The organism is Amycolatopsis sp. NPDC049691 (genome assembly GCF_040675005.1).
In the GTDB taxonomy this organism is placed as follows: domain Bacteria; phylum Actinomycetota; class Actinomycetes; order Mycobacteriales; family Pseudonocardiaceae; genus Amycolatopsis.
Map to the genome: position 1 here is coordinate 1 of NZ_JBFANX010000046.1, position 1,718 is coordinate 1,718.

At 71.0% G+C, this 1,718-nt stretch carries 2 protein-coding genes; one reads left to right on the plus strand and one right to left on the minus strand.

Features of this window, described 5'->3' with window-relative positions; translation table 11 throughout:
* A partial coding sequence (locus tag AB0J40_RS47235) for a cytochrome b N-terminal domain-containing protein (protein ID WP_364467195.1) occupies window positions 1–933 on the plus strand: 933 nt, incomplete at its 5' end.
* Between the two features lie 130 nt (window positions 934–1,063).
* Here AB0J40_RS47235 and AB0J40_RS47240 read toward each other — a convergent pair.
* Window positions 1,064–1,345, minus strand: a complete 282-nt coding sequence (locus AB0J40_RS47240) for an Lrp/AsnC ligand binding domain-containing protein (protein WP_284750247.1) — start codon at window positions 1,343–1,345, stop codon at window positions 1,064–1,066.
* Window positions 1,346–1,718 lie beyond the last annotated feature (373 nt).

Genomic DNA, 1,718 nt, shown 5'->3' on the forward strand with positions numbered 1-1,718 from the left:
CCGGGCGTGCGCCGCAAGGAGACCAACGTCGTCGGCGTGCGGATCATGCCGTACTTCGCGCTCAAGGGCGGGGCGTTCTTCACCCTGGTCGTGGGCGTGCTGGCGCTGATGTCGGGGCTGTTCCAGATCAACCCGGTGTGGAACTTCGGCCCGTACAACCCGGCGCAGGTGTCGGCGGGCTCGCAGCCCGACTGGTACATGGCCTGGGCCGACGGCATGCTCCGGATCTGGCCGGCCTGGGAGGTCTACCTCGGGAACTACACGATCCCGGCGGTGTTCTTCCCCGGCGCGATCGGCATGCCGATCCTGTTCGGCCTGCTGCTCGGCTACCCGTTCATCGAGCGGAAGCTGTCCAAGGACACCGCGCACCACAACCTGCTCCAGCGGCCGCGCGACGCACCGGTCCGCACGGCGCTGGGCGCGATGGCGCTGGGCTTCTTCGCCGTCATCGAGCTGTCGGGCTTCAACGACATCATCGCCGACCAGTTCGACATCTCGCTGAACGCGACGACGTGGGCGGGCCGCATCGGCGTGCTGATCGTGCCGCCGGTGGCGTACTACCTGACCTACCGGCTGTGCCTCGGCCTGCAGCGGGCCGACCGCGAGGTGCTGGAGCACGGCGTCGAGACGGGCATCATCAAGCGGCTGCCGCACGGTGAGTTCATCGAGATCCACCAGCCGCTGGCCGGCGTCGACAGCCACGGCCACGCGATCCCGCTCGAGTACCAGGGCGCTTCGGTGCCGAAGAAGATGAACAAGCTGGGGTCGGCCGGCGAGGCCGTCCCGGGCACGTTCTGGTCGCCGGACCCGGCCGAGGAGACCGCCGCGCTGCAGCGGGCCCACGGCAACGGGCACGGCAACGGCCACTCGGTCACCCAGGGCGAGCCGGGCGAGTTCGAGAGCGTCGAGACCGCGAAGCGCTCGGAGCACTGAGTTCCGCACACGACGAAGGCCACCTCCCGCGGGAGGTGGCCTTCGGTCGTCTGAGGGGCCTTCTCGGCCGTCGGCGGGGGCTTTCCGGCCTCCGCCCCCGATGCGGCGTGCGCGCGCTTCGGAGGGCTTCTCAGTCCTCCGCGCCGATGGCGAAGGCCTGCTCGGTGTCGGCGCGGGAGTACGACCGGAAGGCGATGTGCGTGACGGTGTCCAGCACCCCCGGCACCTTCCCGATCCGGCCCGGGATCAGGTCGGCCAGCTCCTCGTGCGCGGACACCTTGACGGTGGCGATGAGGTCGACGTCCCCGGCGCACGAGTAGACCTCGCCGACGCCGTCGATGTCGGCGATCGCCTGCGCCGCGTCCGGGATCGCGTCCGCCTCTACCTGGATCAACACGATCGCGGTGATCACCTGGGGTCCTCCAAGGCTCGTCGTCGGGTTCGCCAGCGATCCTAGGCCGCGGTGTGTGCTGGGCCGTGTTCGGCCGGGGCCTGGTTGTGGAGCGGGCTGGTGGTTCGGCCGTGGAGCGGGCTGGTGGTTTCCGCCACCCCCGATGCCCGATTGTGACTACGGCCGGCGGTACCGCGTCAAGGCGGGAAAGCGTGCCTTGACCCGGCACCGCCGGCCGTGTTCGGGCTTCGGATCGGGGTTGCGGGGAGGTTTGGCCTCGGTGACCCTCCGTCCCAGCCCAGCCCAGCCCAGCCCAGCCCAGCCCAGCCCAGCCCAGCCCAGCCCAGCCCAGCCCAGCCCAGCCCAGCCCAGCCCAGCCCAGCCCAGCCCAGCC